At 42.9% G+C, this 11,273-nt stretch carries 12 protein-coding genes; 8 read left to right on the forward strand and 4 right to left on the reverse strand.

The window, feature by feature from the left end; translation table 11 throughout:
• Positions 1 to 18: 18 nt before the first annotated feature.
• The 4 genes from NSQ54_02895 to NSQ54_02910 are packed head-to-tail and all read left to right on the forward strand — an operon-like array spanning position 19 to position 4,597.
• The gene (locus NSQ54_02895; protein WYP27081.1) at positions 19 to 1,668 is read left to right on the forward strand and encodes a peptide ABC transporter substrate-binding protein; all 1,650 of its coding nucleotides are present in this window, start codon (positions 19 to 21) and stop codon (positions 1,666 to 1,668) included.
• A gap of 58 nt (positions 1,669 to 1,726) precedes the next feature.
• On the forward strand, positions 1,727 to 2,656 hold the full coding sequence (locus NSQ54_02900) for an LD-carboxypeptidase (protein WYP27082.1): 930 nt from the start codon (positions 1,727 to 1,729) through the stop codon (positions 2,654 to 2,656).
• A 5-nt stretch (positions 2,657 to 2,661) separates the two neighbouring features.
• Positions 2,662 to 3,594, forward strand: a complete 933-nt coding sequence (locus tag NSQ54_02905) for an NlpC/P60 family protein (protein WYP27083.1) — start codon at positions 2,662 to 2,664, stop codon at positions 3,592 to 3,594.
• Entirely contained in the window at positions 3,587 to 4,597 is a 1,011-nt protein-coding gene (locus NSQ54_02910; GenBank protein WYP27084.1) for a dipeptide ABC transporter ATP-binding protein, read from the forward strand. The genes NSQ54_02905 and NSQ54_02910 overlap by 8 nt, the downstream gene beginning before the upstream one ends.
• On the opposite strand, the gene NSQ54_02915 is transcribed toward NSQ54_02910, so the two are convergent.
• Positions 4,594 to 5,223, reverse strand: coding sequence for an NUDIX domain-containing protein (locus NSQ54_02915; GenBank protein WYP27085.1), 630 nt, complete (start codon positions 5,221 to 5,223; stop codon positions 4,594 to 4,596). The genes NSQ54_02910 and NSQ54_02915 overlap by 4 nt on opposite strands.
• Positions 5,224 to 5,514: 291 nt before the next feature.
• Here NSQ54_02915 and rsgA point away from each other — a divergent pair, with 291 nt between their 5' ends.
• Together rsgA and NSQ54_02925 are read left to right on the forward strand one after the other, a co-directional pair.
• Positions 5,515 to 6,564: a ribosome small subunit-dependent GTPase A gene (gene rsgA, locus NSQ54_02920; protein WYP27086.1), complete on the forward strand. Its 1,050-nt coding sequence runs from the start codon at positions 5,515 to 5,517 to the stop codon at positions 6,562 to 6,564.
• Positions 6,565 to 6,650: 86 nt separating this feature from the next.
• Positions 6,651 to 7,019: a hypothetical protein gene (locus NSQ54_02925; protein ID WYP27087.1), complete on the forward strand. Its 369-nt coding sequence runs from the start codon at positions 6,651 to 6,653 to the stop codon at positions 7,017 to 7,019.
• Between the two features lie 179 nt (positions 7,020 to 7,198).
• Here NSQ54_02925 and NSQ54_02930 read toward each other — a convergent pair whose 3' ends face one another.
• Complete coding sequence (locus NSQ54_02930; GenBank protein WYP27088.1) at positions 7,199 to 8,206, reverse strand: Gfo/Idh/MocA family oxidoreductase; 1,008 nt, start codon at positions 8,204 to 8,206, stop codon at positions 7,199 to 7,201.
• 147 nt (positions 8,207 to 8,353) lie between these two features.
• Positions 8,354 to 8,704 carry a winged helix-turn-helix transcriptional regulator gene (locus NSQ54_02935; protein ID WYP27089.1) on the reverse strand — a complete coding sequence of 117 codons (351 nt, stop codon included), beginning with the start codon at positions 8,702 to 8,704 and terminating at the stop codon, positions 8,354 to 8,356.
• 120 nt (positions 8,705 to 8,824) lie between these two features.
• Here NSQ54_02935 and NSQ54_02940 point away from each other — a divergent pair, with 120 nt between their 5' ends.
• Both NSQ54_02940 and NSQ54_02945 read left to right on the forward strand, forming a co-directional pair.
• Positions 8,825 to 9,673 (forward strand): VOC family protein, encoded by an 849-nt coding sequence (locus NSQ54_02940; protein WYP27090.1) that lies wholly within the window; start codon positions 8,825 to 8,827, stop codon positions 9,671 to 9,673.
• Positions 9,674 to 9,753: 80 nt separating this feature from the next.
• A complete protein-coding gene (locus NSQ54_02945) occupies positions 9,754 to 10,353 on the forward strand; it encodes a nitroreductase family protein (GenBank protein WYP27091.1) in 600 nt (199 codons plus the stop codon).
• A gap of 49 nt (positions 10,354 to 10,402) precedes the next feature.
• On the opposite strand, the gene NSQ54_02950 is transcribed toward NSQ54_02945, so the two are convergent.
• Positions 10,403 to 11,107 carry a universal stress protein gene (locus NSQ54_02950; protein ID WYP27092.1) on the reverse strand — a complete coding sequence of 235 codons (705 nt, stop codon included), beginning with the start codon at positions 11,105 to 11,107 and terminating at the stop codon, positions 10,403 to 10,405.
• Positions 11,108 to 11,273 lie beyond the last annotated feature (166 nt).

Here is an 11,273-nt window from a genome sequence, read left to right on the forward strand (position 1 = left end):
TTATAAGGAGGTCATGGTATGAAAAAATGGTTAGTGATGATGCTTGTTGCGCTTGGGTTAATGGTCGTCTTAGCTGCTTGTACCACTACGGGAGGGACAGGTACAGATGGAGGAGACAGTGGAGATGATGAAACTGAAACAACGGACAATGAAGGTGGAGGAGAGAAGATCTTACGTTTGAACAACGAAAATGAGCCGACTTCACTGGATTCAACCAAGGCCTTTGATAATGTTTCGTATAACATCTTAAATAACTTAATGGAAGGATTAACGAGACTCGGAGATACACATGAACCAGAAGAGGCAACAGCTGAGAGTTGGGACGTATCCGATGATGGCCTGACTTACACGTTCACGATTCGTGAGGAGGCCAATTGGTCGAACGGTGAACCAGTAACGGCTGGAGACTTTGAATTTGCTTGGAAACGTCTTGCTAATCCTGAAACAGCGGCTGATGCTGCGTTTCTAACAGACTTAATTGAAGGAGCGAGCGAGTACAACAGTGGAGAGGGTTCAGCTGATGATATGGCTGTTACTGCTCTGGATGATAAAACGCTTGAAGTGACATTAAACAGTCCGCAGGCTTATTTTCTAAGTATCATTTCCAATCCAGCCTTTTTCCCGGTTCATCAAGAAACGGTAGAGGCTGATGATAACTGGGCGGCTGAAGCAGACACGTTTGTAGGGAATGGACCCTTTGCTCTATCAAGCTGGAGCCATAATTCAAATCTAGTGATGGACAAAAGTGCTGAATACTGGGACGCGGGTAATGTGAAGCTTGACGGTGTGGTTTGGGAAATGGTCAGTGACCGTAACACCGAGTATCAACTGTTTGAAACAGGCGAGCTTCACACATCTTCTATCCCAACGGAACTGGCTGAGCAGCTTATAGCCGATGGTGAGGTAGAGTTTGAAGATCAATCGGGTACGTATTTTTACCGCTTTAACACGGAAATGGAGCCTTTCCAAAATCAGAACATCCGCAAAGCCTTTTCAATGGCTGTAGATCAGCAAGAGATTGTTGACTACGTAACCAAACGTGAAGAAAACGCAGCGCATGGATTTGTCGCATATGGATTTCCAGAACCATCAGGACAGGACTTCCGTGATGTGGGTGGTGATCTGCTTAGCTTTGATCCTGAAGAAGCAAAAGCGTTACTAGAGCAAGGAATGGAAGAAGAGGGATACGCTGAGCTACCTGAGATTACGTTATCGTATAACACAAGCGATGAGCATAAGCTGATTGCAGAGGTGCTTCAGGATATGTACAAGGAGCATCTTGATGTAGAGGTAACTCTAGCAAATACAGAGTGGAATGTGTTTTTAGAAGCGCAACAAAACTTAGAAATGCAGTTCTCACGTTCGTCGTTTATTGCAGACTTTGCAGACCCGATCAATTACTTGGAAAGCTTTATCACAGGAAGCTCCATGAACCGAACGGGCTGGAGTAAGGAAGAGTACGATCAGCTTATTGCTGATGCGAAATCTGAGGCAAATGAAGAAGCTCGATTTGACCTGATGCATCAGGCAGAAGAGATTCTACTTGAAGAAGCTCCTATCTTCCCGATCTATTTCTACAATCAGCCTTTGCTACAGGCAGATGAAGTGACTGGGATTGTTCGTCACCCAGTTGGATACATTGAGCTGAAATGGGCAGATTTGCAATAGTTCTTAAAGGAGGGTCTGGGAAACTGGACCCTTTTTCTACAGAAGAGGGAGGCACAACATGAAGCCACCATCATTAAAACCAGGAGACACGATTGGGCTAATTGCACCGTCAAGTCCTCCGAATCTTAATCAGCTTGAAAAAGGAATCAAGCTTTATGAAGGGTATGGATTAAACGTAAAGATAGGACGCTCTATCCACTTAACAGATGGTTATTTAGCTGGTGGAGATAGGGACCGGGCGGACGATCTAATGGAAATGTTTCAAGATCCTGAGATTAAAGGTGTGTTTTGTGTTTATGGGGGGTATGGATCAGCAAGAATGGTTGAGCTCCTTGATTTTGACGTCATACAAGCGAATCCAAAAGTGTTCTGGGGTTATAGTGATGTCACGTTTTTACATCAAGTCATCTATCAAAAAACCGGAATGATCACCTTTCATGGACCAATGATGAGTAGTGATTTAGGAGGAGAGGTTCATCCTTTTACAGAGAACTATCTAAAGCAGGTGTTTAAGCCCACAACCATAACCTATGATACAGCCATCTCGGATCTCACTATCTTAAACCCTAATGAAAAAAGGAAAGTGAGTGGACCGATTGTTGGAGGGAATCTCTCACTGATTATTAGTTCGCTTGGAACACCGTACGAAATAGATACAAAAGATAAGCTCTTATTTATTGAAGATGTAGGAGAGGAACCGTACAGACTGGATCGTATGTTTAATCAGTTAAGGCTCGCTAACAAGCTACAGGATGCAGCTGGTATCATTATTGGAGACTTTCACGCATGTGAGCCTCTAAAACGAACCGATTCACAAAACGTAGATGAGGTTGTTACCCATCATCTAACAATGGCCGGCACACAAGCGATTGTTGGTTTGCAAGCGGGTCACTGTACGCCTACTCTTTCATTTCCTCTTGGAGCGATGGCAACGATTGATTTAACCGAACGTAGAATCTCAATTGAACCTGGTGTAAAAGGAGAGTGATTCATATGAAACGATGTGCAGTTCGGACCGCAGTCGCAACCATTTGGACAGATCCCCATTCCAGCCGAGAGATCGATGAACCGGCTTTGCAGTACCCTGTGCACATTCAAGATTGGCTGAGTCAGCTCACGCATGAACAACGGCTTGACCTCTGCACCTCTAATCGAACACAAACGCAAGCACTGTTTGGTCAGGAAATTCTAAAAGTAAGAGAAGAGAATGGTTGGGCAGAGGTACATGTGGTTGACCAGCCAACGGCTAAATCAGAGCTTGGTTATCCTGGATGGATGCCTACAAATCAGCTTGAAGCCATTCCAAATCTGATTGAGACCTATCCTTACGCATTTATTCAAGCAAAAACAACGACGCTTTATCACATGAATCATGAAGTTGGAATGGAGATTAGCTTTCAAACACGTCTTCCAATCATTGAATCTGATGCGGCTTGGGTCGTTGTTCAAACACCAATCGGTAAAGGGAAGCTGCGTAAGGAAGATATTCGAGTCGTGTATCCGGATGATCGCTTATGGCCGGATTCTGGTGAGGAGCTTGTAGAGCTGGCAAGAACATTCAGAGGGCTTCCCTATCTATGGGCAGGTATGAGTGGATTCGGATTTGATTGCTCAGGGTTTGTCTATCAGCTTCATCGAGCCTTTGATCAAACGATTCCAAGAGATGCTTCGGAACAAGCAAAGCAAGGCATGGAGATCAATACAGATGACCTGCAGCCTGGGGATCTTCTTTACTTTGCGTATGAAAAGGGCAAGGGACGTGTACATCATGTAGCAATGTATACAGGAGACGGTCGAATGATCCATGCGCCAAACACAGGCAAACAGATAGAAGAAATCCCAATCAGTGGGATCTATGCGAAAGAACACTGCATCTCAAGAAGATATTGGTCCCCTTTGAATGAAGGAGGAACGAGGTATGTCTGATCAGCGCTCAGAAGACATCTTAACTGTAACTCATCTTAAAAAGCACTTCTCAGTTGGTAAAAATCAAACGTTAAAGGCAGTAAATGATGTCTCCTTCTCCTTAAAAAGAGGGGAAACCTTTGGACTGGTTGGAGAATCCGGGTGCGGCAAATCAACACTTGGAAGAACCTTGATTCGCTTATATCAAAAAACAGCCGGGGAGGTGACATTTAACGGAATTGATGTGTTTCGAGCAACTGAAGCAGAAAAAAAGAAGCTCACCCGACAGATTCAAATGATCTTCCAGGATCCATACGCTTCACTTAATCCTCGTGCGACTGTTATGGACAGTATCGCAGAAGGAATGGATATTCAAGGGTTACATAAAGGTAAAAAAAGAAAAGAGCGAGTGCATGAACTTCTTGAGACGGTTGGATTAAATGCAGAGCATGCCCAAAGGTATCCGCATGAATTTAGTGGAGGGCAAAGACAGCGCATTGGCATTGCACGCGCGTTAGCCCTTGAACCAGAACTCATTATTGCGGATGAACCGATCTCTGCATTGGACGTATCCATTCAAGCACAGGTTGTGAATTTATTAAAGAAGCTGCAGCAAGAAAGAGGGCTGACCTACTTATTCATCGCGCATGATCTGTCGATGGTCAAGCACATTAGTGATCGAATTGCCGTGATGTATTTAGGGGAAATTGTAGAGCTTACGAGCAGTGATTCTCTTTATGCAAATCCGCTTCACCCTTACACACAAGCACTCCTTTCAGCGATCCCGATCCCGGATCCGGATCTTGAAGATAAACGTGAGCGAATCATCTTAAGAGGGGAGCTTCCAAGTCCCATTGATCCACCGAGTGGCTGTGTGTTTCGGACGCGCTGTGTTCACGCGATGGACGTCTGTGCAAAAACAAAGCCAGAGCTCAAAGAGTGGACAAATGGTCACTTAGCCGCTTGCCATTTGCTCGACGAAACAAAGGCTCAAAAGGAAGCGGCTGCGAGCAAAACATCTTAATCTGTAGCAATTACTCGGTCAACTGCTTGAATGAAATGTTGAACATACGAATCACTATGAGGAACAAAATCCTTTTTAGTAATAGATACAGTGGAGACACTCTTTTGGTTATTTTCTAGCAGGAAACCAGTTGCATGAGCCTCTTCATTGGTCGTAGAGAAAATACGTTTAAAGTCCGACCACTTCATACGGAACATTCCTGAAATTTCTTCTACCTGGATGGAATAGTGCAACACGGATTCTGGGATGGCTTCACAAAGGTACACATGACAGAACTCATTATCGTAAATCGATGGAGTCGTAATGGCATCAGCAAACGTACCAAGTGGCAATAAGTGTTCATAAGCGACTTTAATCCCGAGCTCCTCTTCCAGCTCGCGGACGCCGTTTTCCTTAACCTCGTGACTCTGCAGGTGACCTGCTGCTGAGATATCGTACATGGACGGAAAATCCTTTTTATCAGCACTTCTTAATTGAATGTCTACATAATATGTTTGGTCTCGTTTGCCAATCATCCAGCAATGAAAGGTTTCATGCCAATCACCGTTACTATGAACATCTGCTCTGGATTTAACACCGATTGGTTTACCTTGCTCATTGAAGATTCGTACTTGTTCGGTTTGCATGGCTCCACATCCTTTTTTCATAAAACTAGCACAAATCTGTTTTTTTCGCTTGTTTCAAGAACCCATATACTGTATGATAAAACAAATAACTTGAGGAGGGATGCTTTATGGCAAACGCATATGTAGGAACGCAGAATTTCATAAAGCAGCCCATCTAACGGATCAATTTCTTTTTTTATTGAGCATGTATATACATGGTGGGCTGCGACAATGTCCGCAGGTATATGTACGAGAAGACCGCGGAGAACCGCGGTCTTTTTTTGATGCTCAATTATAAGGAGATGACCAAAATTGATTGAAACAAAATATGGTTGGAATGCAAAAAGACAAGAAGAGTGGGAGCAGCTTCAAACGGATGAATGGATTCCTGGACGAGTAATTTTGGAGCATAAACGTTTGTACCGGGTGATTACGGCTTCGGGTGAACTTTTAAGTGAAGTGTCGGGCAAATTTTCATTTGACGCATTTGATCGACAGGACTTTCCTGCGGTTGGTGACTGGGTGGCCGTATCTGTGCGAGAGGGTGAGGGCAAAGCCATCATTCATAAGGTACTGGAGAGGTCGAGTCAATTTAGTCGCAAAGCAGCTGGTTATACGTTTGAAGAGCAATTGGTAGCGGTAAATGTAGATACGGTCATGCTCGTTATGGCTTTAACAAACGATTTTAACCCGAGAAGAATGGAGCGTTATGTGTTATTGGCTTATGAGAGTGGAGCAAACCCGGTGATTGTCTTAAGCAAACGAGATTTGTGCCAAGACCTTGAAACGCCAATCGATCAGCTTGAAAGGGCTTGCCCTGGTGTACCTATCTATGCAGTGAGTTCATTAACTGGAGAAGGAATGGAGCAGCTTTCAGGTTACCTTCAAGAAGGAAAAACGGTTGCGCTACTTGGCTCATCTGGAGCAGGCAAGTCCAGCCTGACAAATGCTTTTATGGATTATCAGTTACAAAAGGTGAACGAGACCAGGCTATCTGATGATCGTGGAAAACACACGACCACACATCGTGAGCTTTTTCTATTACCAAATGGTGCAGCCATTATTGATACACCCGGCATGCGTGAAATCCAACTGCTTGGTGCTGAAGCTGGCTTGGAACAAAGCTATGAGGATATTTATGCCCTTGCTGACTCGTGTAAGTTTAATGATTGTAAGCATCATCACGAGCCAGGGTGCCGTGTGCAGGAGGCAATCCAAACAGGGGAGCTAAGCGAGCAACGATACCAGGGGTACGTTAAGCTATTAAAAGAACAGGCCTTTGCTAAAAGACAGACAGATAAGCGAGAGATGATTAAAGAAAAGAAACGCTGGAAACAAATCACTAAAAGCAGGAGAAAGTAACCGATCAAGCGACTCTTTTTAGGTGAAAAAGTTTGAAGCCTGAAAAAAGAGGAATCCTTCCAATAAGAGAGGAAGGGAGCAAGTAGATGGGGAAACGAATGGCTTTATACGCATTTGCACTCGTGTTTGTTGTAGCAGGAATAGGTCACTTTACCATGGATGACGGGTTTGCGCGGATGTTTCCAGAGTGGGTCCCGTTTAAATATCCGATTGTCTATGTAACTGGAATTATTGAATGGATATTGGCCGTGTTTCTGCTTGTACCGAAAACACGGCGACTAACTGGAATCATCACGGCCATTTATTTAATCTTAATCTTTCCGGCAAATATTTATATGGCGATTGAGGAAATTCCTGCGCCGTGGGATGATTATACGAATCCAGTCATTCTTTGGATTCGGCTATTGTTTCAGCCATTACTGATATGGTGGGTGCTAGCGGTTTCCAAAGAATAGAGCATAAAAAGAGCTTGTGACAGAACTAAAAATTAATTAAAAAATGGCGAATGATTCTACGATTGAATCATTCGCCATTCATGTTTTTCGGATTATTTAGTAAGACGAGCGGAGGGATTCTCCTGAAGCGGGTTTATTGCTATATCCGTGTCTTACTAGCTACATTCGCGTTTTATCATTTACTTCTCTTCAAACGGGTATGTAAGACCCCATTCGGCACGTACCTGGTCAAGTAGTCGCATAATATCAAGTGATTCATCCAGTGTAATGACTGAGCTTTCTTTTTTGCCTTCAAGAAGAGCACGTCCTACTTCTTCTGCTTCGAACTTGTATCCAGAAATGCCTTGATCTGCTCTGTTGTCCTTGAATAGCTCAGGTTCTTCCCCGTTCACATGAAGGGTGGCCTGATCAGCAAACAAGAATTGTGGGACATGAATGTAACCCTTTGTACCGTGTATAAAAGCATCGTTTGGTAAATGAAGGCGAACCCCACCGTGAAGGGAAGCGGTTTTTCCTTCACCGTAATCAAGAAGGATAGAGAAATGTTCGTCCACACCTGTTTCACCAATATGAGCCGTTGTCCAAAGTCGTTCTGGGTTCGGACCAAAAATCATTGAGGCAAATGAAACAGGGTAAATGCCGGCATCAAGAAGGGCACCACCACCAAGCGCAGGATTTAACAATCGACCTTCTGGGTCCCAGCCGATGTGAAAGCCAAACTCTGCTTTTACAATCTTAACCTCACCGATTTTTCCAGCATCAATCCACTCACGTACTTTTATTAAAGCAGGTAAAAAGCGTGACCACATCGCTTCCATAAGGAATAGGTTTTTCTCGCGTGCAGTTGCCACTAGTTCCTCGAGCTCTTTTGCATTAACAGTCATAGGCTTTTCACATAGGACCGCTTTTCCTGCGTGAAGAGCGCTTAGCACATTTTCTTTGTGAAACGGATGAGGTGTCGCGACATAGATCGCCTCAACATCTGGATCCTGTACCAATTCATCATAGCTTCCGTAAGCATGCGGAATGGAATATTTCTCAGCGAATGATGCTGCCTTTTCTTTTGTGCGGGAGCCAGCTGCATAGAGCTCTCCGTTCTCTGCATGAACTAAGTCCGTTGCAAACTTCTCGGCAATTCCACCAGTACCAAGGATTCCCCATTTGATTTTACGTGACGATTCAGCCATTTCAATGTCCTCCTTTTAATTCCGTACATTTTTGTAAACGCTTCATTCGCTAATAGTGTATCAGATCTTTTAAAGTAAATGGTGAAATTACTCTTAATCATCAAAATAAAAAAGACTGCCTTTTCAAAGACAGTCCGACTTTATCGGTTATGCATTATGTTCTTGAAGGGATTCATTCTCTTCTAGGTCTTTCAAATGCTTAGCATGTTTGCTTCCCCATTCGTGCATGGCATCTAAAAGCGGTTGAAGACTTTTACCGTATTCCGTCATGGAGTACTCCACTTTTGGCGGAATTTGAGCATAGACCTTACGGATCACAATATCGTGATGCTCGAGCTCACGTAATTGAGCGGTAAGCATCTTTTGAGTAATTCCAGGAATCGCACGTTTTAATTCATTAAAACGCATCACATCATTTTTAGATAGCTCAAACAAAATTCTATGTTTCCATTTGCCCATAAGAATCTCAAGGGCTGTGTCTACTTTGCACGTTTCCATTGTGTAGCCTCCTTTAGTTTCCATAATGACACTATACTACTTTTAAGTGCCTACTTCTATAAAAATCTTTTATGAAGCATACTAAACGTATCGGAAATTAAAATAGGAGGTAGATATAGTATGAGTATTCATCCAGAGACAACACTTGGCCATGTAAGGCTTCGAGTTTCAAACCTAGAGAAGTCCATTCAATTTTATAAGGAAGTAATTGGTTTTTCAATCGCGCAGATTGAAGGTAAGGTTGCTTACTTAAAGGTAGAGGAAGGGGATACTCTTCTTGTATTAGAAGAAATTCCACATGCGACACGCTTACCGGAACGATCTGCTGCAGGCCTTTATCATGTAGCCATTCTGCTTCCGGATCGTCCATCCCTTGCAAGCATTCTGTATCATTTTGCAGATAAACGAATTCAAATCGGGCAAGCGGATCACTTAGTAAGTGAAGCATTGTATTTAGCTGACCCTGATGGTAATGGCCTTGAGATTTATCGGGACCGCGATCGATCTGTATGGGAAGTGGAACAAAATGGCGACTATAAGATGGCGACAGATCCGATTAATATAGAGAGCTTAATTCAAGAGGCAGAGGAACACTCAAGGAAAGGGCTTCCTCAAGGAACGATCATAGGGCACGTACACATGCATGTGTCTAATTTAGAAGAGACTGAGGCCTTTTATCGCGATGTAATTGGCTTTGAAACAGTAGGGGATTACAGTCGGATGTCCGCTAAATTTATGGCAGCTGGCCGGTACCACCATCATCTAGGCTTTAATATTTGGGCAGGTCAGGGTGTTACACCAACGCCAGATACGGCTGTAGGCATGTCGTATTACACTGTGAAGCTTGTAGACGATCTAGAGAGAGAACAGCTTGTTAGACGACTACAGAAGGCGAATCATCCGTTTAAAGAAGAAAGCTCCATCATTTGGGTAGTAGATCCTTCCGGTATGAACGTAAGATTTGAGTAAAAAAGGTTGCTTTAACAAACAATAATAATTCCGTTGACTGTCTATAATAGGACGGATCATATCTATAGGAGGCACCCAACATGAATAAAGACTTTTTTCAAGCAATTGCAGATCGACGTTCTTATTACGCTGTAAGTAAAGAGCATGTGGTTGAGGACGAGCGTATCACTGAAATCGTTGAGCACGCAGTGAAATATGTACCATCAGCATTTAACTCACAAACGACACGCGTGATTGTCTTATTAGGAGAGAATCATGATAAGTTCTGGGAGTTAACAACAGGTGTACTGAAGAAGATTGTACCAGCCGAGAATTTTGCTGCGACACAAGAGAAAATGGACTTATTTGGGAATGCGTATGGGACAGTACTCTTTTTTGAAGATGAGGAAATAGTAAAGGGTCTTCAGGAGCAGTTTGCTTTGTATGCAGATAACTTCCCGATTTGGTCAGAACAAACAAGTGGCATGCATCAGTTTGCTGTGTGGACAGGGTTAGAAATAGAAGGCTTTGGAGCGTCCCTTCAACACTACAATCCAATTGTGGATGAAGAAGTGAGAAAAGAGTGGAATGTACCGTCTACTTGGAAGCTTAGAGCACAGATGCCATTCGGAAAACCAGTAGCATCTCCTGGAGATAAGGACTTTAAACCACTTGAAGAACGAGTGAAAGTATATAAGTAAGAGAGTCATACAAAAAAGCACCCCTCAAACGAGGAGTGCTTTTTACTACTTAGTTTTTGTTGTTAAGAAGTTCTTTTTTGAACTTCTCTGTACAGGAGTCCACAACTTCTGGCTCTGTCACACTGTCATCTGTTACATGAACTTGCATCATTTGATTGTTGTTCATGAACTTAAACACACCATTGTTAAAGTCTGTTCCTTGCTCTTTAAAGAAAATCCCTTCAAACAGTGCATCTTTTGGATGTGAGAAGCTTAAACGATAAGCACCTTCGTTATCTTTAGTCAGATACGCACGGCAGCCTTTTTCGTAATGGCCTTCCTCGCCCTTAAGAGCACGGTCTACTGAAACAACATGGAAATCAACAAACGGAACTTCACGAAGCAACACATTCATAAACGAACCTTTTGTAATCTCTTCCCAACGACTTTTCGCTGTTTGACCGATAATAATTTGTGTAATATGTTTTTCGCGAGCAATTTCCGCAATAACTTTTACAGCTGGACGCTTTTCATTGTCACGAATGATAAATTCCTCAACGTTGTGCTCTTCGGCAAGCTGTTTCCAGCGATCAATGTAATCGGATTTCTCCGCATCTAATTCATCGTAAGGAAGTGCATCAATTGTTAGGATGTAGAGTGGACAATCCAGCATGCTAGCGATTTTACAGCCACGCTTGATTAAACGCTCACCGTTAGGTCCGTAGTACACACACACTAATATGCTTTCATCCATTCTTCCTTTAATTTTCTTCATTGTATACTCTCCTTGTTCTTTTCAAGAATTAATCTATTTTAAATAGTTGTCGTATGCATATGTTTTGGCGTTAGCACAGTATATACTGAAACATTCAACATTTCAATTTAAACTTATGATTTTTTTTGAGGGAAATTTGACTGGGTGAATGTCTGATTATAAGCGT

The sequence above is a fragment of the Alkalihalobacillus sp. FSL W8-0930 genome, assembly GCA_037965595.1.
Lineage (GTDB): Bacteria > Bacillota > Bacilli > Bacillales > Bacillaceae_D > Alkalicoccobacillus.